General features: G+C 53.6%; 21 protein-coding genes. 19 read left to right on the top strand and 2 right to left on the bottom strand.

Translation table 11 applies throughout. The annotated features are described in order from the left end of the window. Window positions 1–49: 49 nt before the first annotated feature. Window positions 50–631 carry a beta-class carbonic anhydrase gene (locus ACFOLF_RS01860; protein WP_210040492.1) on the bottom strand — a complete coding sequence of 194 codons (582 nt, stop codon included), beginning with the start codon at window positions 629–631 and terminating at the stop codon, window positions 50–52. Between the two features lie 79 nt (window positions 632–710). After that, window positions 711–1,052 (bottom strand): iron-sulfur cluster biosynthesis family protein, encoded by a 342-nt coding sequence (locus tag ACFOLF_RS01855; protein ID WP_210040494.1) that lies wholly within the window; start codon window positions 1,050–1,052, stop codon window positions 711–713. A 177-nt stretch (window positions 1,053–1,229) separates the two neighbouring features. On the opposite strand from ACFOLF_RS01855, the gene ACFOLF_RS01850 reads away from it, so the two are divergent. The 19 genes from ACFOLF_RS01850 to ACFOLF_RS01760 all read left to right on the top strand — a co-directional run bounded on the left by ACFOLF_RS01850 (window position 1,230) and on the right by ACFOLF_RS01760 (window position 25,381). Beyond that, window positions 1,230–2,744 carry a carboxypeptidase M32 gene (locus ACFOLF_RS01850; RefSeq protein WP_210040496.1) on the top strand — a complete coding sequence of 505 codons (1,515 nt, stop codon included), beginning with the start codon at window positions 1,230–1,232 and terminating at the stop codon, window positions 2,742–2,744. 363 nt (window positions 2,745–3,107) lie between these two features. After that, entirely contained in the window at window positions 3,108–4,106 is a 999-nt protein-coding gene (locus tag ACFOLF_RS01845) for an ABC transporter substrate-binding protein (protein ID WP_210040499.1), read from the top strand. A 38-nt stretch (window positions 4,107–4,144) separates the two neighbouring features. Continuing rightward, entirely contained in the window at window positions 4,145–4,930 is a 786-nt protein-coding gene (locus tag ACFOLF_RS01840; RefSeq protein WP_210040501.1) for an ABC transporter ATP-binding protein, read from the top strand. Continuing rightward, entirely contained in the window at window positions 4,930–5,841 is a 912-nt protein-coding gene (locus ACFOLF_RS01835) for an ABC transporter permease (protein ID WP_379113869.1), read from the top strand. Before ACFOLF_RS01840 ends, ACFOLF_RS01835 begins: the two co-directional genes overlap by 1 nt. A gap of 89 nt (window positions 5,842–5,930) precedes the next feature. After that, complete coding sequence (locus ACFOLF_RS01830) at window positions 5,931–6,911, top strand: aromatic acid exporter family protein (RefSeq protein WP_210040503.1); 981 nt, start codon at window positions 5,931–5,933, stop codon at window positions 6,909–6,911. 313 nt (window positions 6,912–7,224) lie between these two features. Next, entirely contained in the window at window positions 7,225–7,785 is a 561-nt protein-coding gene (locus ACFOLF_RS01825; protein ID WP_210040506.1) for an outer spore coat protein CotE, read from the top strand. A 158-nt stretch (window positions 7,786–7,943) separates the two neighbouring features. Continuing rightward, window positions 7,944–9,359 (top strand): putative amidoligase domain-containing protein, encoded by a 1,416-nt coding sequence (locus tag ACFOLF_RS01820; protein ID WP_210040508.1) that lies wholly within the window; start codon window positions 7,944–7,946, stop codon window positions 9,357–9,359. 134 nt (window positions 9,360–9,493) lie between these two features. Further along, complete coding sequence (gene mutS / locus ACFOLF_RS01815) at window positions 9,494–12,292, top strand: DNA mismatch repair protein MutS (RefSeq protein ID WP_449290042.1); 2,799 nt, start codon at window positions 9,494–9,496, stop codon at window positions 12,290–12,292. 42 nt (window positions 12,293–12,334) lie between these two features. Further along, on the top strand, window positions 12,335–14,449 hold the full coding sequence (mutL, locus tag ACFOLF_RS01810; RefSeq protein WP_210040512.1) for a DNA mismatch repair endonuclease MutL: 2,115 nt from the start codon (window positions 12,335–12,337) through the stop codon (window positions 14,447–14,449). Further along, window positions 14,446–15,216, top strand: a complete 771-nt coding sequence (locus ACFOLF_RS01805; protein ID WP_210040514.1) for a class I SAM-dependent methyltransferase — start codon at window positions 14,446–14,448, stop codon at window positions 15,214–15,216. The genes mutL and ACFOLF_RS01805 overlap by 4 nt, the downstream gene beginning before the upstream one ends. After that, entirely contained in the window at window positions 15,213–16,199 is a 987-nt protein-coding gene (gene miaA, locus ACFOLF_RS01800) for a tRNA (adenosine(37)-N6)-dimethylallyltransferase MiaA (protein WP_210040516.1), read from the top strand. Before ACFOLF_RS01805 ends, miaA begins: the two co-directional genes overlap by 4 nt. 18 nt (window positions 16,200–16,217) lie before the next feature. Next, entirely contained in the window at window positions 16,218–16,460 is a 243-nt protein-coding gene (hfq, locus tag ACFOLF_RS01795; protein WP_210040518.1) for an RNA chaperone Hfq, read from the top strand. A gap of 265 nt (window positions 16,461–16,725) precedes the next feature. After that, window positions 16,726–19,485 carry a transglycosylase domain-containing protein gene (locus ACFOLF_RS01790; RefSeq protein WP_210040520.1) on the top strand — a complete coding sequence of 920 codons (2,760 nt, stop codon included), beginning with the start codon at window positions 16,726–16,728 and terminating at the stop codon, window positions 19,483–19,485. A gap of 376 nt (window positions 19,486–19,861) precedes the next feature. Further along, window positions 19,862–20,419: a DUF402 domain-containing protein gene (locus ACFOLF_RS01785; protein ID WP_210040522.1), complete on the top strand. Its 558-nt coding sequence runs from the start codon at window positions 19,862–19,864 to the stop codon at window positions 20,417–20,419. An 11-nt stretch (window positions 20,420–20,430) separates the two neighbouring features. Next, window positions 20,431–21,099 (top strand): YdcF family protein, encoded by a 669-nt coding sequence (locus ACFOLF_RS01780; protein ID WP_379219391.1) that lies wholly within the window; start codon window positions 20,431–20,433, stop codon window positions 21,097–21,099. A 168-nt stretch (window positions 21,100–21,267) separates the two neighbouring features. Further along, window positions 21,268–22,254, top strand: a complete 987-nt coding sequence (locus ACFOLF_RS01775) for an AAA family ATPase (protein WP_210040524.1) — start codon at window positions 21,268–21,270, stop codon at window positions 22,252–22,254. A 25-nt stretch (window positions 22,255–22,279) separates the two neighbouring features. After that, window positions 22,280–23,569, top strand: a complete 1,290-nt coding sequence (hflX, locus tag ACFOLF_RS01770) for a GTPase HflX (protein WP_210040526.1) — start codon at window positions 22,280–22,282, stop codon at window positions 23,567–23,569. Window positions 23,570–23,598: 29 nt separating this feature from the next. Continuing rightward, on the top strand, window positions 23,599–24,909 hold the full coding sequence (locus tag ACFOLF_RS01765) for a methionine gamma-lyase family protein (RefSeq protein ID WP_210040529.1): 1,311 nt from the start codon (window positions 23,599–23,601) through the stop codon (window positions 24,907–24,909). A gap of 61 nt (window positions 24,910–24,970) precedes the next feature. Further along, a complete protein-coding gene (locus tag ACFOLF_RS01760) occupies window positions 24,971–25,381 on the top strand; it encodes a MerR family transcriptional regulator (RefSeq protein ID WP_210040531.1) in 411 nt (136 codons plus the stop codon). Window positions 25,382–25,414 lie beyond the last annotated feature (33 nt).

The raw sequence follows: 25,414 nt of genomic DNA, 5'->3' as shown, positions 1-25,414 counted from the left end.
TGAGAACCCATAAAACAGGGGGGGCAGCTGCGCGCTCTAAAAAAACATCCTAGTTCTGCTTGCCTTCCACAATATCGTAGCCTTTGGTCAGCAGATCCAGCTTTCCGGTGCCGGGGTGGATAATCAGGCCATGAACCGGCGTTTTGGGCGGCAGCAGCGGATGATTGCGGATAATGCTGACGCTCTTCAGCACGCTGTCATGGACATCGTCGAACCCGGTAAGCCAGCGCTTGAGATCCATTCCGGAATGCAGCAGCGTGTTGATGGTTTCGTCCTTGATCCCGTTCTCCGTCATATGCAGGATGACGTTTTCCGGATCGAGTCCGGTCATTCCGCATTCATGATGGCCGATGACGAGCACCTCGTCAGCGCCCAGCTCATAAACCGCGATCAGCACGCTGCGCATAATATTGCCGAAGGGCTGGGTGATGATGCCGCCGGCGTTTTTGATGATTTTGGCATCGCCGTTGCGCAGGTTCAGCGCTTTTGGCAGCAGCTCGGTCAAGCGGGTGTCCATACAAGTGACAATAACCATCTTCTTGTCGGGAAAACGGTCGGTCAGATACTGCTCGTACTCGCGATTTTCAACAAAACGATCATTAAAGGATAGAATATTCTCGATGTTCCTCACGTTTATTCACCAATCCTAATCTCTCTAGTTATGTAATCCGGTTGTCTTTCAATTCAAATTCAAATTGTTTAACTCGTGATCAAAATTGAACGTTTTGAATATCTTCTTTCAGCAATCTCAGGTTCGTGGTGTAGATCTGGTTGTCACTCTTCAGGCTGAAGGCATGCCGCGACTTGTCAAAATCGATGCGCAGGCTTGGCTCAAAGAAAACCTCGTCATTCGGATCGTACCAGACGGAGAAGGGATCTCCTTCGCCCAGCTTGTTGTCAGCCGCAGGAGCCTTGATAAGCTGCAGGGTGGGGACGCCGTTTACGGCGCAGCCGCAGCCCTCGGTATCATACATTAGCCTCAGGCTTCGATCATCATCTTTTATTTGTTCGGACAATTGCTCCACGGCTGAGGGGGTAAAGGTAAAATGCATGGAATGAAGCTCCTCTCGAATGATGGGATCTCTTTAAGTAAACATGGATTAAAGTTGATTATACGTTTTGAGAAAAGTATGATCAAGTAGAGGCTTTATTTGGATAAGGCCATGGCCGTGAAGACGGCGGTTTTTTTGCAGAAATACGATTATCATTTCCGGAAAGGTGGAATCTGTATGACGACAAGCGTTGAGCAGGCATTGAGCTCGTTTCGCGAGCGGATTGCCCAAATCAAGAGCTATGAGGAAGCATTGGGCGTGCTGTATTGGGATTTGCGCACCGGCGCTCCCCGCAAGGGAATGGAGGCCAGAAGCGAAGCGATCGGCATGCTGTCCGGTCAAATGTTCAAGCTCTCCACCGCGCCGGAGCTGGGCGAGTGGCTGACGGAGCTGGAGCAGGAAGGAAACCTTGGGGACTTAAGCGAGATAGACCGCAGGCTGGTCAAGGAAACGCGCAAGGATTACGATCGCAGCGTGAAAATCCCGCCCAAGCTTTATCAGGAATATGTGGTGCTGACCTCGCAAGCCGAATCCATGTGGGAAGAGGCCAAGGCAAAAAGCGACTATCCGTCGTTTGAGCCCTATCTGGATAAAATCATTACATATAATAATCAGTTCATCGATCTGTGGGGCCCTGGAGCTACCCGCTATGATACGCTGCTTGATGCTTATGAGCCGGGTATGACTACCGCTGAACTGGATCAGGTATTCGGAGGACTCCGAGAGAAGCTCGTTCCGCTTGCTGCGGCTATTGCCTCATCGCCTCATCAGCCCGAGCGCGGATTCCTGAAACAAACCTTCGCGAAGGAAGCCCAGAAGAAATTCAGTCTGTTCATTCTGGAGCAGATGGGCTTTGATTTTACGGGTGGGCGGCTTGATGAGAGTGTGCATCCGTTCGCAACCGGTCTGAACCCGGGGGATGTGCGGATTACGACCCGTTATTTGACGGACGATGTGACAAGCGCGCTGTTCGGAACGATCCATGAGGGCGGTCATGCGCTCTATGAGCAGAACATCATGAAAGAACTGATTGGAACGACGCTCTGCACCGGTACTTCTATGGGGATTCACGAATCGCAGTCCCGTTTCTGGGAAAATGTGATCGGACGCAGCAAGCCGTTCTGGGGCCGTTATTTCGGAGATTTGCAGCGGCATTTTCCCGGTCAGCTGGATGTGGGTGTTGAGGATTTCTACCGCGCCACCAATGTGGTGAAGCCTTCGCTTATCCGTATCGAAGCGGATGAACTGACCTATAATCTCCATATTATTATCCGCTACGAGATGGAGAAGCTTATTTTCAACGAAGGGGTCAAAGCCTCCGAGCTCCCTGCGCTGTGGAACGAGAAGTACCGCGAATATCTGGGAGTTGTGCCGCAAAATGACGGGGAAGGCGTGCTGCAGGATGTCCACTGGTCCGGCGGGGCATTCGGCTACTTCCCTTCCTATTCGCTGGGCAACATGTATGCCGCTCAAATAACCGTCACCATGGAGCAGGAGATTCCGGGCTTCTGGGGTCTGGTCGAGCGCGGCGAGCTTCTTCCCATTAAAGCATGGCTGACGGACAAGGTTTATCAATACGGCAAGCTGCGTACGCCTTCGGAGCTCATTAATGCCATTACCGGCAAGCCGCTTGATCCCGATTATTTGGTCGCTTACCTGGAGAAGAAATACAGCGATATTTACAAATTATAATTGAACCGTCGTTGGAATCTGCCGTTATTGAGCAAAGAGGTCAGCCAGAATCAATCTGGTTGGCCTTTTTTTTTGTCCTTATAGCATTTATAAGTTTCACGCCTATAAAGGTCTATAAGGCTTGAGGGAAGAAACTAACGTTGCCGCAAAGGACGGCGCAGCCGGTTCTTCTTATCTTGCCGGGCTGCTTTGCTGCCAGGCCGATTGTGCGGGAAGCTTGTTTTTGCGAAGGCCTCCCTATGGTCTATGATGTCAGGTAATCTCCATTTTTTTCACAAGTCTTGATGTTTGTTTCACCACACGGGTTCCCGCTGCATAGGCTGTTCTACAGAATAGTTTGCTTTTCAGGGGAGGGATTTTCTTATGCGGATTTCAAAAAGGCTGCCATTATTGCTGGCTCTGCTCCTGTTGGCGGCGGTTATGGCCGGATGCGGCCAGAAGGCTGACGGGCCAGTCAAGGTGCGGATCGGCGAGGTTACCAGGTCTTTATTCTATGCGCCGCAGTATGTGGCGGTGGAGGAAGGCTTTTTCAAGGATGAGGGCCTGGAGATTGATCTGCAGACAACGCCGGGGGGCGACAAGACGATGACGGCTCTGCTCACAGATGCGATTGACGTGGCGCTGGTGGGCTCGGAAACCTCGATTTACGTCTACCAGCAGGACAGCAAGGATCCCGTGATCAATTTTGCGCAGGTGACCCAGACGGACGGCACGTTTCTCGTATCGCGCGAGCCTGTGGAAAACTTCGACTGGAATCAGCTGAAAGGGAGTGAATTTCTGGGTCAACGCAAGGGCGGGATGCCGCAAATGGCCGGAGAATTTACGCTCAAGAAGAAGGGAATTGACCCGCAGAAGGATTTGACGCTGATTCAAAATGTCGATTTTGCCAACATCCCGGCGGCTTTTATATCCGGTACAGGGGATTATGTGCAGCTCTTCGAGCCTCAGGCATCGATTATGGAGAAAGAGGGCAAAGGACATGTCATCGCTTCCTTTGGCGTTGAGAGCGGCCATCTGCCATATACCGTGTTTATGACGAAGCAGAGCTATATCGACAAAAACAAGGACACGGTGCAAAAGTTCACCGATGCCGTCTATAAGGGGCAGCAGTGGGTGAATTCGCACAGCGCCGAGGAGATTGCCGATGTTGTCCTGCCGTATTTCCCGGATACGGAGCGCGACATTATCATCCGTGTTATTGACCGCTACAAGCAGCAGGGTTCTTTTGCAACCGATCCTGTTGTGGATGAACAGGAATGGGATAACCTGCAGGATGTCATGACGGAAGCAGGCGAGCTTGCGGCGAGGACGGATCATGAGGCGCTGGTTAACAATACGTTCGCCGAGCAAGCCATGAAGTAATGCCGCTTAAGCAGCCCGCGGGAGAAGGAGATGAATCCATGGAGAACGTTCTGAAGCTTCAAGATGTCACGCATGTCTACGTGAACGCAAGCGGAACGACGCTTGCTGTCGAAAGGCTCAGTCTGGCCGTTGCCAAGGGAGAATTCGTCAGTCTCGTCGGGCCAAGCGGCTGCGGGAAAACCACCGTGCTCAGCCTGCTTGCCGGGCTGATCCTTCCTACGGAAGGAATTGTGTCGGTGGGCGGAGAGAAAATTCTGAAGCCTTCTCCGAAGATCGGATATATGCTGCAGCAGGATTATCTGCTGCCGTGGCGCACCATTCTGAGCAATGTGCTGCTGGGCCTTGAGATCAGCGGCAGCCAGACGCCTGAAGCTGTTGATTATGCCCGGTCGCTTCTGGAGCAGCTTGGCCTCGGCGGGATGGAAAGACGGATGCCGCATGAGCTGTCAGGGGGGATGAGGCAGCGCGCCGCGCTTGTCCGGACGCTTGCCACAAGGCCCGATGTTCTGCTGCTGGATGAGCCCTTCTCGGCGCTTGACCTGCAGATCAAGCTGCAGCTTGAAGACCTGGTGCAGACGACCCTGCGGAGACTCTCCAAAACCGCTGTGCTGGTCACCCACGATCTTGGCGAGGCGGCAGCCATGAGCGACAGGGTATTTGTGCTTGGCGCAAATCCGGGACATGTCAGCGCCGTATTCGATATGCCGGAAAGCATCAGCGGGTTGCTGCCGACTGAGGCGCGGAAGCTGCCGGAGTTTCAGGAGCGGTTCGAGGAGATTTGGCAGGCACTGGAGCAGGCAAGCGGGAAGGGAGGGGAAACTTGATGAACCACGGTGAAGAAGAGGACGGAAAGTCTTACGCCAATGAAGCCATTGACGATCATGCTGAAGGCAGGGACAGCTCTGCCGAGCCAGATGGGACCTATTCGGCTGCCCGTCTGAGCAATCTGCACCGCACCTATCTGAGCGGGATGAGGCGTATCAAGTGGAAGATTCTCTCGGTACAACTGCTGCTCCTTGTGCTGTTTATCGGACTGTGGGAAACAGCCGGCCGCCGGGACTGGATCGATGTGCTGCTGTTCAGCTATCCCAGCAAGCTGTTCAATCAGTTATGGACGACAATTCTTGATGGGAGTCTGATTCCGCATATCGGGATAACCTCGGCCGAAACGATTGTCGGTTTTGTACTGGGCACCATCCTCGGGACGGCGCTTGCCGCCATGCTCTGGTGGTTTCCTTTTGTCTCGCGTGTGCTGGACCCTTACCTGGTCGTGCTGAACAGCATGCCGAAGGTCGCGCTTGGGCCCTTATTCATCATTGCGTTCGGGGCGGGCTTCACTGCTATCGTGGCCACTACCCTCTCGGTAACGGTGATTATCACGACGCTGAGCATTTACAGCCGCTTCTGTGAGGTGGATGCCGGACTGATCAAGGTGGTTCGTTTGTTCGGCGGTACGAGGCGCCAGATATTCACTCAAATTATTATGCCGGACTCGTTTGCGACCATTATATCCACGTTGAAGGTGAATGTAGGGCTTGCCTGGGTAGGCGTTATCGTAGGCGAGTTTCTCACGTCGCGTTCAGGTCTTGGGTATTTGATCGTATACGGCTTCCAGGTGTTTAATTTCACTCTGGTGCTCTCCAGCTTGGTGGTAATAGCCATTGTCGCGACTGTGATGTACCGTCTGGTCGTAGCGCTGGAGCAGTGGTTGACGCGGGGCCGGACGGGGCGTTAGGATGAAACTGAAGAAATGCAGCAGATATTGGGGCAAGCTGATATTCTTGCGTTTCTAACATCGTTGGCATCTGCCTGAAGAGGGTTATTATGGGAATCCGCGTCATCAAAACCGCTATAGCCGCGTTGGCAGCGTTGTATACCGCCCATTATTTTGGTCTGGATCCGGCGCTTTCGGCGGGCTTGCTTGCCATACTCGGAGTCGAAGTAACGCGCATGAAAGGGCTGAAAAGCGCTTTTGTGCGCTTTATGGCCTCTGTGCTTGGACTTATTTTTGCCTCCTTCCTGTTTATCGTGCTTGGCTTTCATTTATGGACGATTTCGATTTTTGTGCTGCTGGCTTTCCCGATCCTTTCGAGATTGCATTTGAAGGACGGCATCGCAACAAGCGCCGTTATCGTTTTTCATATATATGCACGAGAAGAAGTGACGGGTGCGCTGATAGTTAATGAAGTATTGCTGCTGCTGACAGGCCTGGGCTGGGCGACGGTCATCAATCTGATCTATATGCCCAAGGACGAGAAGCGGCTGACGTCATTGCGGCATGAGACGGAGCGGCTGTTCAGCGATATTTTTCATTATATGGGCCAGACGCTGCGGAGTCCTTCCCTGGTCTGGAACGGGGAAGAGCTTCTTAAAGCCGGACAAGTTATCGATGAAGGGATCAAGCGAGCGGATATGAGAAAGGAAAACCGCCTGTGGGGCCAGTCTGACGATTCGTGGAAATACTGGCCGACCTACTTTGAAATGCGCCGGCAGCAGCTGGAGTCCATCCAGCAGATGCTTGTCCTGCTGGCTTTTGTCTATGAGAAGCTTCCGCAGGGGGAGCTGGTGGCCGAGCTGTTCGAAAGTCTGCCGGATGATGTGAAGTCGGATGTCTACGAGGGATCGATCGAGCGCAAGCTGTCCGGGCTTGAGGGACGGTTCCGCGCCATGGCTCTGCCTGTGAGCCGGGAGGAATTCGAGGTCCGTGCAGCGATTTTGCAGCTGATGCATGAGCTGGAGCGGTATTTGAGCATCGCCAAGCGCTGGAAGAAACAGAAAAGAGGCCATAAGGCTGCTTCTTCTTGATCCTATTTCCCAATTTCCCTCATATCAATAGCACGGCAAAGTATTTTCAGATCAAAGAATTATAATAGGTTTGTCCTTGCAAATAACCCGCTGCCAGCTGACTAAAGCTGTGCGGGATACTTCATTAATAGGTCGGATTCAGCGGCGTATTTGGAGCAGCAATCCTCTATCCGTATTAATTTCCCGGGAAGGAAAACCTTTGGTTTTATACAGAGTTTAGAACAATATATTTTTGTTCCTCTTAAGTTTAATCAACAAATGCCTATGTCCTGCATACACTTTATTGAATGATTGTATGGAGGAGGTTAAATACATGGCAATAGCAGATAAACAGCTTCAGTGCAGAGAAATTATAACGAAAGCTGTCTGCGGCAAAGGTCGTAAGTTTTCAACAGTGACCCATACCGTTACGCCGCCTCATCATCCCACAAGCATATTGGGAGCCTGGGTCATCAATCACCAGTATGAAGCGGTACGTTCGGGCGATGGTATTGAGGTCATCGGTACTTACGATATCAACATCTGGTATTCTTACAACAAAAATTCGGAAACGGACGTAGCCAAAGAGACCCTGTCTTATGTTGAGCATGTGCCGCTCTCCTACCTCGATCCGAAGCACCGCGCTTCTACAGAAGAAGTAACGGCTGAATCGACACAAGAACCTAATTGTGTGGAGGCGAATATATCGGCGAGCGGCTCGAGCGTCGTTATTCGTGTCGAACGGGAATTTGTGGTAGAGATGATCGCGGAAACGAAAGTATGCGTCGCGGTTTGCCAGGGCGGCTGCGATCATGACGGCAAGGGTCTTGAGTACGGTGACGAGGACGGCGAATATGAAGATCTGGATCCGGAGCTGCTGGACGACGAGCTGTAATTTTAGCGGGTTACAGCGGGATAAAGTATCCTATGCGGCAGAGGCAACAGATTCGAGGGCGAGAGCCCTCTTTTTTTTACCTTTCTAAGGTTTAATTTTGCCGGCTGCTCCGTAAAGGAGCGGCTGTATATGCAAATTGCTGGATCGGAGCGAGAATCATGGGCGGCAGGGTGTGGTATTGGGGTGGCGGCGGAGCAGTATGGAGCATGCCGCAGGCGTGGAGCGACGGAATCCCGCTTGCCGGCGATGCCGTTATTGTATGCGGTGAATCCGCGTTGCCAGCGGATTGGCGGCGGGAAGGGGAGCCTCTGATATTGAACGGGGGCGCAGCCGCCTTCGCGCTGCGGGACGCAGAGGAGACGCAGCGCAGACTTGAGCAGGCGGGTGTGGCCACTGCTCCTCTCGAGAAAGAGGATCAGACGCGCCGCTCCGACGGTCAGTATCTGCGCTTGTTCACGGTAGCGCTGTTCAATTTGCAGCCGATCTCGGTTAGCAGACATTTGTATGACAGCGGACTGAAAGGCTGGAGGGGGGAACAGGCTTCACGTTTGCTTGAGCCGTCAAGCAGCCTTTATCGCCCACTCACGCGGATAGCCGTCAAAGCGCTGTACGCTCTTGGATTGGATATGGGACTCATAACCCTCCAGGCCAATGAACAAGGACGATATGCGGTCGTCGAGGCGCGCTTGCCAAGCGCTGAGGATATGGAGCAGACCGTATGGAAGACTGCCGCGGCTGACTTCGCCGCAGATATAGCCGGGGATGCTGCAGCAGGCAGCGAGGCTCAGGGGGCCGGAATTATGCTGGGGGCGGATCCTGAATTCCTGCTGCTTGGCTCTGGCGGCAAGGTTATATCGGCCGCCCGTTATTTGGAAGGCGGCCAGGGAGCCGGCTGCGACGCCGTGCTCATCGGCGGCCGCGTAAGGTATCCCGTGGCGGAGCTGCGCCCGGAGCCCGCCTCGACGGTAATGGGGCTGGCGGGGAACATCCGCCGGCTGCTGGGGCAGGCTGCAGTGCGCATCACGGACCCTACGCTGCGGTGGAGCGCGGGAGGCATGCCCGTGCGGGGCTTTGCGCTGGGCGGCCATATTCATTTGAGCGGCGTGCGGATGACCGGCAGGCTGCTGCGTCAGCTGGACAGCTATGTGGCGCTGCCGCTTGCGATGGTGGAATCGCCCGCCGAGCATGCCAGGCGCCCGCGTTACGGCTTTCTGGGCGATTTTCGCATGCAGCCGCACGGAGGCTTTGAATACCGTACGCTGCCGAGCTGGCTGCATTCTCCCGCCGCCGCCAAGGCCGTGTTTGCCTTGTCGCTGCTGTGCGCCCGGGAGAGCGCCAGGCTCAGCTACCGCCCCTCGGAGGAGGCGGAAATTGCCGCTGCCTATTATAAGGGCGACAGGGAGCTGCTGCGCACCCGTTGTCTGGAGCCGCTGGCGAAGGCGATGGCGGGCACGCCCGCATACAGGGAACTTAAGGTTTATATTGAGCCGCTGCTTGAAGCGGCTCGGCGGGGGAGCATTTGGGATGTATCGACGGACATCCGGCAAAAATGGCGGATTGCCCCTTTTCAATAATGGAAGCCTGCTGCCTGTATCTGCGTCAGCCGCGCATTCCACCCGTGCGGGCTTTTCTGTTATACTGAAGGTCTGATGTTCCCAATTGAATATTCCCTACCTAGGAGGGGCGAGAAGTGACAGTACATACCCCAATGATCCAGCAATATCTGGCGGTAAAAGAGCAGGCGAAGGACGCGTTTCTGTTCTTTCGGCTTGGCGATTTCTATGAGATGTTCTTTGACGATGCCATCGCGGCGTCCCGTGAGCTTGAAATTACATTGACAGCGCGCGGCGGCGGAGGCGAGACACGGATACCGATGTGCGGCGTGCCTTATCATTCCGCTGAAGGATACATAGCAAGATTGATAGAAAAAGGCTTCAAGGTGGCGATTTGCGAGCAGGTGGAGGACCCGGCTGCAGCCAAGGGAGTGGTTCGGCGCGAAATCGTCCGCGTTATTACTCCGGGGACCGTTATGGAGACCAAATCCATCACCGACAAGGCTAATAATTTTATCGTTGGCGTTTCAGTCCAGGGCGATTCATACGGAATTGCAGCCTGCGATCTGACGACAGGCGAGCTGTACGTTACGTCCTTCGCTGCAAGACTTGAGCTTTTGACCGACGAAATCAATGTTTATCACCCTGTAGAAATTGTCGGCGATGCGGTATTGATTGAACTGTTGAAGCCGCAGGCTGCCGCTTGGAACAGGCCTGTTTTGTTTACGGCCCGCGAGGTAATGGACGAGCAGAAGCTGAGCGGACAATTCGATGGAGATGACCTGCACCAAATCGCACCGGCGCGGTATCGGGCGATCAGCCTTCTTACGGGTTATCTCGAAGAGACGCAAAAGCGCTCGCTCGGCCATGTCAGACAGATCAGAGCGTATGAGCCCAATCAGTTTATGATTCTGGACCCGTTTACACGCCGCAATCTGGAGCTGGTGGAGACCGTGCAGAGCCGCAGCAAGAAGGGCTCGCTGCTCTGGCTGCTGGACCGCACGCGGACATCGATGGGCTCGCGGATGCTGCGAAGATGGATTGATAAGCCGCTGCTCTCGGTCAAAATGATCGATGAACGCCTGGAAGCGGTGGATCTGCTCCATCGCGATTTTATGCTGAGGGATGAAATGCGCCGTGAGCTGAGCGAGATCTACGATCTGGAGCGGTTGGTTGGCCGCGTGGCGTTCGGGAGCGCGAATGGCCGGGATATGAATGCGCTCAAGTCGTCGCTGCGGCACGTACCTGCATTAACCGCCTTATGTGCGGATTCCGAATCGTCCACGCTGCGCAGACTGGTGGAGGAGATTGACCTCTGCACCGATCTTGCCGATATGATTGAGACGGTTATCGTGGATGATCCGCCGATTTCGGTCCGGGAGGGCGGTCTTATTCGCTCGGGCTACGATCCTTATCTGGACGAGCTCCGGGAAGCGAGCGTGAACGGGAAGAAATGGCTGGCTGAGCTGGAACGCAAGGAGCGGGAGGCAACCGGAATCAAATCGCTGAAGATCGGCTACAACCGTGTCTTCGGCTACTATCTTGAAGTGTCCAAGGCCAATATCTCCATGCTGCCCGAGGGGCGTTATGAGCGCAAACAAACCTTAACCAATGCGGAGCGGTACGTGACCCCCGAGTTGAAAGAGAAAGAGCGGCTCATCCTTGAAGCGGAAGAGAAGATGGTCGATCTGGAGTACAGCAAATTCGTCGAGCTCCGCGACCATCTTACCGTCCATTTGAACCGGCTCCAGAAGCTGGCTGAAACAGTGGCCATGCTGGATGTGTTCCAGTCGCATGCGACGGTGAGCGCAGAGCAGCGTTATGTCAGACCAGCGGTCACCGATGCCTTCGATCTAGTCGTGGAAGATGGCCGTCACCCTGTCGTAGAGGCGGTTATCGACGGTTCCCCGTTCATTGCGAACGGCACTTCGCTGGAAGGCGGCGGGGCTTCGATGCTGCTGATTACCGGACCGAATATGGCGGGTAAAAGCACCTATATGCGCCAGGTCGCATTGATCTGCATCATGGCGCAGATTGGCTGTTTTATTCCGGCCAAGCGCGGCGTAATCCCGCTGATCGACCGGATCTTCACCCGTATCGGCGCGGCTGATGATCTGATCGGCGGACAGAGCACCTTCATGGTTGAGATGAAGGATATTCAGACCATGACGGATAAGGCGACCAGGCAAAGCCTTGTAATCATCGATGAGTTGGGCCGCGGCACCTCAACCGGCGAAGGAATGTCCATCGCGCAGGCTGTTATCGAATATGTGCATCACGAGATTGGCTGCAAGGCGCTGGTATCCACCCATTTTCACGAGCTGGCCCATTTGGAAGATACGCTTCCGCTGCTGCGGAACGTGTGCATGGCTGTCCAGGAAACCGGCGATAATGTCACGTTCCTGCGCAAGCTGGTCCCCGGCGCTGCCAGCAGCAGCTACGGGATCTACTGCGCACAGCTGGCCGGACTGCCGGAGCGGATCATCTCCCGCGCGTATACGCTGCTTGCCTCTCACGCTGACGAGGCGATCAGGCTGCCGGTCTTGGAAGCCCTTGTGGATCCGCCCGGCAGGGCAGCGGTGATTGATGCTGTGCGGGAGACCGCCTCCTCTTATGCACCGGCGGTCGACGCACCTGCCGGGTCTGATATGTCTACCGTCAGCGCAGGAGCTGACCGGAGCGTGGAGGAATCGGAGAAAGCCCAGCAATCAACCGACGATCATCAAGCTGATTCGCAGAGCGGCAGCACCTTGTCGCCGGATAAGTCTTCAGAGGTGGTTCAGCTGTCGATCTTTGAGGATTCTGCTGCCCTGCAGACACGGACCCGGAAGACGAGTCCCAAGGCCGAGCAGGTTGCCGAGCAGCTGCGAAAGCTTGATTTGTTCAATATTACTCCCATGCAGGCCATGCAGCTGCTTAATGAAATGAAGATGAAGCTTGTTGCAGAGAAGTGAACACATGTATGGAAGATCGAGAGTTAAAGGGAGGTGGCCCTTGTGGCTAAAATCCATGTGCTGGATGAGCAGTTGGCGAATCAGATTGCGGCGGGAGAGGTCGTGGAGCGGCCTTCTTCGGTAGTGAAGGAACTGGTCGAGAATGCGATTGACGCAGGCAGCACGACGATAGACATCGTGATTGAGGAGGGGGGCCTGACGCTGGTCCGCGTCACGGATAACGGCTCCGGGATCGATCCGGAGGATATTTCCATGGCGTTCTACCGCCATGCAACCAGCAAAATCTCCTCCGGCAAGGATCTGTTTCGTATTTCAAGCCTGGGCTTTCGCGGCGAAGCCCTGCCAAGTATCGCTGCGGTTGCCAAGGTCGAGTGCATTTCATCACCGGATGCAACCGGACTTGGCAGGAGACTCGTTATTGAGGGAGGCAGCATTGTCCAGAATGAGGAGCATAATGCTCCGCAAGGGACGGATATTTCCGTTCGGGACTTATTCTACAATACACCGGCCCGTCTGAAGTATATGAAGACCATCCAGACCGAGATCGGCCACATCGCCGATTATGTGAACCGCCTGGCGCTCGCGCATCCCGGTATCGCGATTACGCTCAAGCATAATGGCGGACTCCTGCTGCGCACACTGGGCAGCGGTGATCGCCTCCAGACGTTTGCCGCGATATACGGGACGACAACAGCCAAAGCCATGCTGGCCATTGAAGGAGAGCATCCCGATTATGACCTGCGCGGTATCATATCCAAGCCGGAGCAAACCAGGGCCAACCGCAACGGGATTACCATTGTCGTCAATGGCCGTTATATCAGAAGCTATATCATCAATCAGGCAATTATGCAGGCTTACCATACGCTTTTGCCCATTAACCGTTATCCATTTGCCGTGCTGGAGCTGGGGATGCATCCAAGCCTGCTGGATGTCAATGTGCATCCCTCCAAAATGGAAGTGCGCTTCAGCAAGGAGCCCGAGCTCCGCCAATTTATCGAACAAATCATCGTCGAGGCGCTCGGCAAGCAGTGCCATATTCCCGGCCCGTCCACGAACGAGCGTTCGAAGCCCGCATTTGTTCAGGACCGGATATCGTTCCACCAGCCGGAGCCGTCCGCCTCACCGGATGTCAGAATAAGCTCGGCCGGGGATATCCGCGATGAACCGCAGAGGGGGACCGCCGGTATACCGGGCGGCAGTACGCAGCCGTCACGAGCCGCTGCCGGACGCGGCTCTCTTGATTGGCAGAGCGGACGCACGGTTATTCCCAGAGATGCGACGGAGAGGCTTTATGCGCCGCCTGCGGCGCGCAGCGACAATGTAATCCGGGAAACGGCCGCAGGTGCGCTGGTAGAGCGAAAACCAGGCGCAACGGTTGCCGGAGGATTAACCGGTATGACAGGCAGCGAGCCGACTCCACATATATTCGGAGATTCCGGGAGAGGTGAGGAAACGTCGTTTTCTGAGGCGGACAGGCCGGAACATTCCTTTCTTCCTCCTGAATCAGGTGATGCCTCCGGCGTCGCCGGCTCAGCCGGCAGCATGTCCGAGTCGCCATCAGGCAACAGGCTGTTTCCCGAGCTTTACTGGGTCGGGCAGCTTCATGGCACATATCTTGTTGCGCAAAATGAGGACGGGCTTTTCCTGATTGATCAGCATGCGGCCCACGAGCGCATTCATTATGAATATTATTTTGAGAAATTCAGCCATCCCGAGCAGGCCAGCACCCAGCTGCTGGTGCCGATTACACTGGAATTCACGCCCACCGAAGCGGCGGCGCTGCGAGACCGTTTGCCGGTTATAGAGAAGGCTGGAGTTGAGCTGGAGCCTTTTGGCAGCCATGCTTTTCTTGTGCGGGCATACCCGCAGTGGCTCCCGGTAGGGGACGAGCAGTCGGTCATTGAGGAAATGATAGAGTGGCTGCTGAGTGAAAAAGCGGGCGTAGACATCGGGAAGCTGCGCGAGAAATCGGCCATCATGTGCTCCTGCAAAGCTTCGATCAAAGCCAATGACCGCCTGACCCGCGAGCAGGGGGAAGGTCTGATCCGGCGGCTTGCCAGCTGCCGGCAGCCTTATACCTGTCCTCACGGGAGACCGATCGTTGTGCATATGTCGACCTATCAGCTGGAGAAAATGTTCAAGCGGGTGATGTCATGATCATCACCACCCCGCATAAGCCATCCTCCGCGCTCGAGGATTATGCCGCTTCACTGGCAAGCGAGCTGGGCGCCCGTTTTGTCGCGCGCAAGCAGGAATCCCTGACGCGGCTGCGGCTGCGCTATGGGGATAACCGCCTCCTTGTTGCAGATGACCGCGGACTGCGTTATTATGAGGAATCGGACAATCCGCTGTATTTTCATCCCAGCATGGCTTATGTCAGAGTCAAGCGGATGCGCAAGGGCGAGATAGATCCATTGATTCAGTTGACCGGCTGCCGCCCGGGCGATCATGTGGTGGATTGCACGGCTGGCCTCGCCTCGGATGCCATCGTATTCTCGTACGCCGTGGGCCAGGAAGGCAGGGTTACCGCGCTGGAAAGCGAGCAGGTGCTGTTCGCTGTTGTCAGAGAGGGCCTGCAGAGCTATCAAACCAGCCACTCTGATGTGAATGAGGCGCTTCGCCGGATTGAAATGCGCTGCATCGATCACAATACTTGGCTGGCTGAACAGCCTGACAAGAGTGTCGATATTGTCTATTTTGATCCCATGTTCCGAAGGCCGCTTCACGATTCATCTTCGATTGTACCGCTGCGAGGACTCGCCAATCCGCATCCGCTCGATCCTGAATCAGTCGCACACGCTGTCCGGATTGCCCGCAAATCAGTCGTGATGAAAGAACATAAGGACAGCCGCGAATTCGAGCGCCTGGGCTTTACCAGAGAACATGCAAACAAAATTGCTTATGGAGTGATCAATACACGATGAGCGCCGACAACAACCTCAATACGAAGCCGCGGCTGCTTGTGCTTATCGGTCCCACAGCTGCAGGCAAAACACGTATGAGCCTGGAAATTGCCAAGTCGTGGAATGCCGAGATTATATCCGGAGACTCCATGCAGGTATACCGAGGGATGGATATTGGGACGGCCAAAATCAAGGAAGAAGAACGTGAAGGCATACCTCATCACTTGATTGATATTTGCGATCCCGATTATCCGTTCTCCGTGGCTGAGTTTCAGGATCGCTGCGCGGATTTGATCCGGGATATTACGAGCCGCGGGAAGCTTCCGTTTATCGTCGGGGGAACTGGCCTATATGTGGAATCCGTCGCATACGGCTATGAATTTGCCGACAGCGGGTCGGATGAAGCTTTCCGGGAGGAGCAGGCGAATTATGCCTTGAGCCATGGCGCCGAGGCGCTTCATGCGCGGCTCCGGGCTGTCGATCCCGAGTCCGCCGGGCGGCTGCATCCCCATGATCAGCGCCGCATCATACGCGCCCTGGAGGTCCTTCATCTGACGGGAATCACTCATTCCGCACAGCTGGAGGGTCAGAAGAGGATCTCGCCTTACGAATTGTGCTTCCTCGGGCTTACCATGGACCGTGCAATGCTCTACGCCCGCATCAACGAAAGAGTGGACGCGATGATTGCCGATGGGCTGGTCGACGAAATGAGAGGCCTTCTGCAGCAGGGCGTCAAGCCCGGCGCAGTCTCCATGCAGGGATTGGGCTACAAGGAAATCGCCCTCTACCTTGAAGGCCATTTGTCGCTGGAGGAAGCAATCGTTCTGCTCAAAAGGGATACGCGCCGGTATGCCAAACGCCAGCTCTCCTGGTTTCGAAGAATGAAGGATATCCACTGGATCGATTCATCTGAAAATTTTCACAAGAATTTGCTTGCAATTCATGATATAATAGCAGGAAAGTTTAGGGGCGAGCTTGAATATACTTCTAACCAATCTTTTTAATGATGGGGGTAACGGATAATGAACAAATCAATCAACATTCAGGATACGTTTCTGAACCAATTGCGTAAAGACAGCGTCCCGGTTACGGTATATTTGACCAATGGGTTCCAGATTCGCGGAGTCATCAAAGCATTCGACAATTTCACCATCGTCATCGATAGTGAAGGACGCCAGCAGATGGTGTACAAGCATGCGATTTCCACGTTTACCCCACAGCGCAATGTATCATTGGTCCAGCAGGACACGAACAACGAGGCATAAGCCTTCAACCAACCCGTTTTGAAACTTTTTCTAAACGGGTTTCGTTTAATTGGATAGCGGCACGACAGAGCAACCCGCCCACGTGCAGGGTTGTTCTTTTCGTTTATGGCCCAATATTCGTTTATTTGCGGCCGCCGATGAGTACGCTTGCTGCAGCTTGGGTAAATCTGCTCCAGGATGGATTGCTTTTGCGGTAGTTAAGCACTATAGACGTATACACATAAAGCGAGAGATCACTCGCTGCGAGCAGGAGGGGAACCGGGCTATGGCTGATGCACCGCGCACCAAGAAGAAACCGGTAAAGAAAAAAGCAAAGAAAAAATTTTCGGGCAAGAAGGCTGCAGTCTGGTTGTTTTTTACCGGCGCTGTCGCCATTATTTGCGGGATTATTGCATACTTGTTAGTTATTTTGAACGGAGAACGGATTCTCGCGGACAACCAGGATAAATTCGAGATGCCCGAGGCTTCGATCATTTATGATGCGAACGGCCAGGGAGTGACCAAGCTGTACAGGGAAAATCGCGAAAATGTGGAATTTGCTGAAATTCCCGAAATGATGAGAGATGCGTTTATTGCAACTGAGGACCGGCGTTTCGAAGAACATTCCGGTATCGATTTATGGTCAATCGGCCGGGCGCTGGTAAAAGACGTTGTATCACGAAGCGCGGCCGAGGGCGGAAGCACGATTACGCAGCAATTGGCCAAAAACCTGTTTTTAACGCAGGATAAAACGTTCTTCCGGAAAGCGACGGAGGCTTCCATTGCCGTTGCACTTGAGCATAAGAAAACGAAAGATGAAATATTAACGATGTATTTGAACCGTATCTTTTTTGGCAAAACCGCTTACGGCGTCAAGGCGGCTGCGAAGGTTTATTTCAACAAGCCGCTAGACAAGCTGGAGCTGTGGGAGATTGCGACCTTGGCCGGCATTCCGAAAGCGCCGAGCAATTATAATCCAATCAGCGATCCCGAGCGTTCCAAGGAGCGCCGGTCCGTCGTGCTCCAGTTGATGTATGATCAACACTATATCACCAAGGAACAAATGGATGAGGCAAATGCGAAAGTATATAATCCGAACACCGCGACGGCCAACAGCCAGAAATATCCCGCTTTTATTGATTTTGTGGTCAGTGAGGCAGAGGATAAATCAGGTTTGACCGAAGAGGAGCTGCGCCAGGGCGGTTATAAAATCTACACGACGCTCAACACGACTGCGCAATCCATTATGGAAAAAGAATTCGCAGATCCGGATAATTTTGAGAAAAGCGTGGATGATCAGCAGGTGCAGGGTGCGATGGTTATTGTCGATCACCGCAACGGGAACATTCAGGGTCTCGTCGGAGGCCGCGATTATGAGAAGAAAGGCTTGAACCGTGTTAATGTGCCGCGTCAGCCGGGGTCGGGCTTCAAGCCGATTACCGTCTATGGGCCGGCAATCGATTCTGGGGACTGGTTCCCATGGTCGACTGTGCTGGATGAGAAGAAATGCTACGGCGATTACTGCCCAAGCGACTCCAATGGGAACAAATATATCGGACCGATCAGCATCCGGCAGTCCATCAAGGAATCCCGCAACGCGTCTGCGGTATGGCTGCTCAATGAGATTGGCGTGAAGACAGGGCTTGATTTTGCCGACAAGCTGGGCTTTCATCTCGATGAGGAGAAAGACCGCAATCTGGCGATTGGACTTGGCGGGCTCACGAATGGCGTGACGCCGCTTCAGATGGCGGCGGCATACAGCGCCTTTGCCAATGATGGCAAATCCGTTGATCCTCATACGGTACAGAAGATTGTAGATACGAATGACGAGACCGTTTATGAGTATGATCCGCCGGCAGCGAAGCAGGTAATGAAGAAGGAAACCGCTTATTACATGACGGATATTATGCAGGGCGTCCTGGAGAAAGGCGGAACGGGAACAGGAGCCAGAATTGACCGTCCTGTAGCGGGCAAAACCGGTACTACACAGCATGGCATTCCCAATTACAGCTCCGGCTATAACCGCGATGCCTGGTTCTCCGGTTTTACTGCGGAATGGACGGCCGTTGTATGGATGGGCTATGACAAAACGGATAAACAGCATCTGCTGAAGCAAAGCAGCGGACAATCAGCCGCTTTATTCGCAAAAGTCATGGAGCCGGCGATGAAAGGGATGCCGGTAAACGACTTTAAGAAACCGCCGGATATTCAGGTAGATGAGCCGAAACCGCCGACAACCGTTCAGAACCTGAATGCGGTATACGATCCGGCAAGCGTAACGGTCACCTTATCCTGGGATGCGCTGGATGGCGCGGATAATACGTACCGTATCTATCGCAAAGAAGCCAATGAGCCGCAGTTCACACGCTTGATGGACACGATGGAAGCGGCCGGAAATAATGATATGAGCGTTGCCCCTGGACTTTCCTATGAGTATTATGTGACGGTTTATAATGCCAAGGAAGAGCTGGAGAGCGCGCCATCGGCAACGGTGAAGGTGGAGATACCGCCGGAGGAGCTGAATCCCCCGGGTACGGATGAACCGGTTCCTCCCCTTGATCCCAATGCGCCAACCGATCCCATAGATCCATCCAATCCGGGCAATGGCAATCCGGGTAATGGAGGTAATGGCAATGGCGGTATCGGCATCCCGGATGATGGCACCGGCAACAACGGCAATGGCGGACCCGGCAATGGCAATGGTAACGGCACCGATAATCCGGGCAATGGCGATTCGGGCACCGGCAATCCGGGCAACGATGGCGGTCCAGGGAATAACGGACCCGGCAACGGCAATCCAGGCAGCGGTAATCCGGAAATCCCCGGCAATGCCGGACAGAATCCGGATAATGGAACGATGAATCCAGGTAACGGAAACCCGCCTGACAGCAATGTGCCGGACGACGGCAGCGGAACGGAGGGGCAGCAAACATTTGACGGCTTAAATCTCGGGGGAAACGGGAATCAGGGCGCAGTTGAAGGGACGGACGGTATTATTCCTCCTGATGGAGGAGAGGGCGTCACCGATCCAAACGCTGCAGGATAAATAGCAACCTTTACATTTCTGGTTTAGTAACACCGCATTGAGGCACAATAGTTCTATATAGAACCTATTGTTGAGCAACAGATGTTACCTCCCGCCATATAATAAGGGCAGGAAAGTCCCTTGCATATGCGGCTGCCTTGCTTAAACCAAAAATGAGTTATTTATCAAGTCTGCTGGAGATGGTTGAGAAGTTATGGTAAGCTTTTTTTGAAATATTATAAATGGTTGGAATTTACACTTGACCTTTTATGATACTTCAGTTGGGAATTGAACGGCATGCCGCTGCAAGGAGCGGGTGTTTGTTTCTTCTCAGAGCTGTCTATTCTTTTGCAGATGCCTAATTCTTTAAGTGATCCTAACGGAAAGGTCGTTCCGTATGAAACGAAAATTTTCTGACCGAGCCAACTGGCGCCGCATTCTCCGCAGAAGCTATACCAGCATGAATATGGACGGCGATGAGTTTAAAGGAATGGTGACGTTATACCGCATTCACGAATTGCGTGAGCCGCTGTGGAAAGAATATAACGGACGAAAACTTTGTTTGGCAGACCGCGGGTATCTATGGATGCAGCATTTTCCCCGCGGCGAGCATTTCGTCGTCACCACGATGTTTGATGACAAGAACCGTGTCGTTCAATGGTATATCGATATCTGCAAAACACAGGGACTGACGGACCAGCAGGTTCCCTGGTTCGATGATTTGTATCTGGATGTTGTCGTTCTGCCCAGCGGAGAAGTTTTTCTGCTCGACGAGGACGAACTTGAAGAGGCTTTGCAGCAGGGAGTGGTGACGAATAAGGATGCCGCTCTCGCCCGCAAAACTGCCGGGAAGGTACTGTCCACCATCCGGAGCGGACGATTCCGATATTTCACACTCAGCCTGAAGCACCGCAAAGCGCTCGTCATGCAGAGCGGCGAAGTGAGCGAGTCTTGAGTGCCCAAGTTGTGAAGTCAAAGCCGCGCGCCAAAAAGCGATCCCGCAAAAAATTCCGCATGATCAGAATTATTTTGCGAATCGCTGTTTGGGTGGCGGCATTTGCTGCGTTCTGGTTCGGTTACTTGTTCTGGCTCATCAACAGCTATGAAATGCCAAAGCCGATCCCCAATGCCGATGCTGCGATCGTGCTTGGAGCGGCGTTGTGGGATAATGTTCCGAGCCCTGGACTAAAGGAGCGGCTTGATTATGCGCTAACCTTGTACAAGCAGGGCATAACGAAGCAATTTATATTAACCGGCGGACATGACCATAACGGATCGACGATTACGGAAGCGGAAGGTATGAAAAACTACCTGGTCGCAAAAGGAGTCCCGGCTGGCCGGTTGATCCTTGAGAAGGATGCAAGAAGCACCTATGAGAATTTACTGTTCAGCAAACCGCTTGCCGAAGGGAAGGGCTGGGACAGCCTGCTCATCGTTACGCATGATTATCATTCTGCGAGGGCAGCTGACATTGCCAAATATGTTGGCTATTCTGATGCAGTGGTAGTGGGCTTCAAATCGCAGGTGCTTTCCGTCGCGAAGAACCAGTCGCGTGAATTGTTGGCATTCACCAAGTGGAAGCTGGATTCTCTGCTGCTGCGCTTCGGTCTTCAGTCTCCGGATACACCCTTCTAAACACCATTTAAACATCATTCCCGACCTTGTCTTTGGAAACTGTTAATATGGCTGGTTTCGCTAGAATACAATGGATCAAGCGGCGCATGCGAGCTTTAAGCGGTCCTTGTATCCTCTCGCACGCATGATGACCGATTATGTGGATGCGAAGGATGGGTGATCGTATAGATGAACGAACGTGTCGTATCTTCAGGGCAGTCCGGTGCTTCCAGGCCCTCAAGACAAATCAATGTCGTGCTGCGCGGCCAGGAGCCTAACGCGTCTGCAAGCTCCGCCCAGACGCTGGAGACGGAACCTGCCGCATCTGCCCTTAAAGCTATTCCTGCCAACGACCCGTACGCCGAGATTCAACGCGAGCTCGATCCTATGGTGGGACTTGAGAATGTCAAGCTGCTGGTTTATGAAATTTTTGCGCTGCTTCAAATCAGCAGAATGCGCTCTGACGTAGGCTTGTCCGGGGGATCGCATGTTTATCATATGATATTCAAAGGCAATCCCGGAACGGGAAAAACAACCATTGCCCGCATCATAGCCAAACTAATGAACAAAATGGGCGTGCTTACAAAAGGACATTTGATTGAAGTGGAGCGGGCTGATCTGGTTGGCGAATATATTGGCCACACGGCACAAAAAACGCGTGATCTCGTGCGGAAGGCTCTGGGCGGCGTGCTTTTTGTAGACGAGGCGTACAGTCTGGCCCGGGGCGGAGAAAAGGATTTTGGCAAGGAAGCCATCGATACGCTTGTCAAAGCCATGGAGGATCACCGCAATCAGTTTGTGCTGATTCTGGCCGGTTACCCTCTGGAAATTGAGGATTTTCTGATGACCAATCCAGGCCTGCCGTCACGTTTTCCGATCCAAATTGATTTTCCTGATTATTCCATCGATCAGCTGATCCAAATCGCTGAGCTGATGGCCGCCCAGCGGGACTATACCTTAATGCCACAATCGCTCTTCAAGCTTCGGCAGCATCTTATGCAGGAGAAGACGGCTTCCCTGTATTCGTTCAGCAATGCCCGTTATGTCCGCAATTCGATCGAGAAGGCTTTTCGTTATCAAGCGGTGAGATTGTTGAATCAGTATCCGAGCGGTTCGCCAAGTAAAATGGAATTAATGGCTATCAGGCCCGAGGACTTGAAATGGGAACAGAAATAAAGGCCGGAAAGGGTAGGCGCTTGATATGAGACAAACAACATATGATACAGACAATGAGCTGCGCGACCGCGTCATACTTGTCAGTCTGGTTACTTCCGAGGTAAAGAGAGGGGACGCCGATCCCGAGCTGTCCCTTCAGGAGCTTGTGAGCCTGGCGGAGACGGCTGGAAGTGACGTGCTCTCCACCATGACGCAGAACAAGGAAACAAGAGACCCGAAGTGGTTTATCGGCAAAGGGAAAGTGGAGGAGCTCAGGGCTGTAGCAGAGGAGCTTGGCGCGACTACAGTGATTTTTGACCAGGAGCTGTCCGGGGCGCAGGTGAGAAACCTGGAAGCGGCGCTTGATCTGAAAATCATTGACCGAACCCAGCTGATTCTGGATATCTTCGCCCAGCGCGCCAAAACCCGCGAGGGAATTATCCAGGTGGAGCTTGCTCAGCTAAGCTATCTGCTGCCGCGTTTGTCCGGGCAAGGCAAGAATCTGTCGCGTCTGGGCGGGGGAATTGGCACGAGAGGTCCCGGTGAAACGAAGCTGGAGACGGACCGCCGGCATATACGCGATCGAATCAATGATTTGAAGTCTGTGCTGGATGAGCTTGTCCGCCATCGGAACCTGCACCGGGAACGCCGCCGCAAGTCAGGCGTCCAGCAGGTTGCCTTGGTGGGCTACACCAATGCGGGAAAGTCCACGCTGCTTCGCGAATTGACCAAGGCGGATGTGTATGTGGAGGATCAGTTGTTTGCCACGCTTGATCCGACCTCGCGCAGCTTGGAGCTGCCAAGCGGCAAAGAAGTAGTGCTGACCGACACTGTCGGCTTTATTCAGAATCTGCCCCATGACCTGATCGCGGCCTTCCGGGCCACGCTTGAAGAGGTGCTCGAGGCGGATCTTGTGCTGCATGTCGTCGACAGCTCATCCCCCATGCGGGACGAACAGATGGCTGTGGTGGACAAGATCCTTACGGACCTGGGTGCAGCAGGAAAGCCGCAGCTGACGATTTTCAACAAAATTGACAAATACAACCGCGATGAGTTGGGGATGCTGCCCACCAAGGGGCTGGATGCTCTGGAAATCAGTGCATTCTCTGCCGATGATCTGCTTCGTTTGCGCGAAGCCATCCAGGAGAATATGACGGGAGACACGCGGACATTTGTGCTTCCGGCGGAACGCGGCGATCTGATCGCTTTAGCTTACCGGACAGGAGAAGTTACGAAGCAGGAAGTGGACGGCGATTTGCTCAGACTGACTGTTGAATTAAATAAACAGGATTATGAAGTGCATGGGTACAAGCTGGAAGCCTATTCCGAACAGTAGAGGTTCTTCAAGAGCCTGACAGCACGGATATGATCAGGGGAGCGACAAAACAATTGGTTGAGCAGGAGAATAAGGACTGGAGAACACTTGAGCAGTGGGCGGATGCCGCCGAGGACCAAGCTGCTCCCGTGTTTCGCAGGATGGACAAAATTGCCGAGCGGAATCAATGGAAGGTCATTAAGGCTTTTCAAAAACACCGCGTCAGCGACTTTCATTTCAATGGATCTACAGGGTATGGCTATAATGACCGCGGACGTGAAGTGCTTGATCTGGTGTATGCCGATGTTTTCGGGGCAGAGGCGGCGCTGGTGCGTCCGCATTTTGTCTCAGGCACGCATACGATCAGCTGCGCCTTGTTCGGACTTCTGCGGCCGGGTGATGAGCTGCTGTACATAACGGGAAGACCGTATGACACGCTGCATAAGGTGATCGGCAAACTGGGAGACGGGACGGGCTCTCTTCAGGATTTTGGAATCCGGTATGCGGAGGTGGATTTGACCGCAGATGGCTCCATTGATTGGGAACGGGTCACCGCTAGCATTTCCGGGAAAACCAAAGTAATCGGGATTCAACGCTCCCGCGGATACGAATGGCGTTCCTCCTTCACGGTGGCTGAAATAGCCGAGATGGTGAAACGGGTAAAGGCGATTAAGCCGGAGCTTCTTGTGTTTGTCGATAATTGCTATGGAGAATTTACAGAAGAACTGGAGCCGACGGAAGTTGGAGTGGATTTGCTCGCAGGCTCGCTGATCAAGAATCCGGGAGGAGGATTGGCTCCTACAGGCGGTTATGTGGCCGGAACGAAGGATGCGGTCGAGAAAACGGCTTACCGGTTGACAGCGCCGGGAATCGGCGGGGAAGTCGGCGCAACGCTCGGTACGCTGCGCGCCATGTTCCAGGGTTTGTTTCTGGCGCCGCATCTGGTTGGACAAGCATTGAGAGGCAGCGCGTTTGCGGCTGTCATGTTCGAGCGTATCGGCTTTGAGACCAATCCATCGTGGGACGCCAGACGCACTGATCTCATTCAGGCGGTGCGTTTTACAAACACGGAACAGCTCATCGCATTCGTCCAGGGGATTCAGCGCGCTGCTGCGGTAGATTCCCATGTAGTTCCCGAGCCATGGGACATGCCGGGCTACGAATATCCCGTCATTATGGCAGCGGGAACGTTCATGCAGGGGGGAAGCTTGGAGCTGTCGGCAGACGCTCCGATTCGTGAGCCATTCATTGCTTACATGCAGGGCGGGCTTACGTATGCCCATGTCAAATACGGTGTTTTGAAGGCCTTGTTGACTCTTGCAGAACGAGAGTTAATTGTAATTAAACCTCACACATCTTGACAGATTTTTGGGAGAGGGGTACAATAGGGGCATATCTCGGATACTGGAAGGTTGATGTGACATGGCTGACGATATACGTAGAAATATGGCGCTTTTTCCAATCGGAATCGTCATGAAACTAACCGATCTGACTGCTCGGCAAATTCGTTATTACGAGCAGCATGAGCTGATTATTCCCGCACGTACGGGAGGAAACCAGCGGTTATTTTCGTTCAATGATGTGGAAAGGCTGCTGGAAATCAAATCACTCATTGAGAAGGGCGTCAACATTGCCGGTATCAAGCAGGTCATGAATCCCGTTTCCAAGGAGTCGGAGGAAGCGACCGTCCTGAGTGAGCAATCTGAGGTGAAGCGTCGTGAATTGTCAGACGCACAGCTGCATCGTCTGCTGAAGCAGCAGCTGCTGGAGAAGAGGCCGGGCAAAGCCTCCATGATTCAAGGCCAACTGTCTCGATTCTATAACAAAAAGTAAAATACGAACTACTATTCGAAGAGGAGATGATTG

It is taken from the genome of Paenibacillus sepulcri (assembly GCF_042647105.1).
GTDB lineage: Bacteria > Bacillota > Bacilli > Paenibacillales > Paenibacillaceae > Paenibacillus_Z > Paenibacillus_Z sepulcri.
This window is presented reverse-complemented; position numbering and strand designations above follow the sequence as displayed.